The sequence below is a fragment of the Vibrio sp. 1402 genome (assembly GCF_033340275.1).
The window spans coordinates 1-544 of sequence record NZ_JAWOWE010000607.1 but is presented as its reverse complement, the minus strand read 5'-3'; the positions used below and the strand labels follow the sequence as shown (position 1 = coordinate 544).

Sequence of the window (544 nt, the reverse complement as noted above, 5' to 3'; positions counted from 1 at the left end):
AGCTTTTAACGCTAACGCTCGAGGTGTGGGTATGAGCAAGTTCCCCTGACGGACAAGCAATGGATCGCCACAAAGCTCTCTAAGCTGGGCTAATTGGCGGCTGACCGCAGATTGAGTCACGTGCAAGCGCTCGGCAGTGCGGCTTACATGACATTCCTCAAGCAGCACATGCAACGACCTCAGCAGATTTAAATTGATGTTGTTTAACATACTCGACCCACTTGATGCTTCACTTTACGAACTTGTTTCCGGTCGTATTAAAAAACTCGGTCAGAACCGTATGCGTCATCAAATGACGCAGTTCAGGAAAGCGTTGAATTTGGTCTCGAATTTCATTGAGCCGATTCATGTTAGGGACTTCCACAAATACCATCATGTCAGTTTCGCCGCTGATTGCATGGCACCATTTCACACCATCAATTTTATACAACTCATCAGCATAGGATTCACAGTAGTAAGATGATATGGATGTGTCGAATTTCAATGCGAAGTAGGCACAGATCGAATCCCCCTCTGGAGGCGCAATTTCAGCGTGATAACCTAA

The 544-nt window shown here is 46.1% G+C and carries 2 protein-coding genes; both read right to left on the bottom strand.

The genetic code is table 11. From position 1 onward, the window contains the following. Window positions 1–210, bottom strand: a 210-nt coding sequence (locus R7044_RS27505; protein ID WP_225456264.1) for a LysR family transcriptional regulator, incomplete at its 3' end; no start/stop codon positions are given. Between the two features lie 19 nt (window positions 211–229). Then, window positions 230–544, bottom strand: a 315-nt coding sequence (locus tag R7044_RS27500) for an Lrp/AsnC family transcriptional regulator (protein WP_225456263.1), incomplete at its 5' end; no start/stop codon positions are given.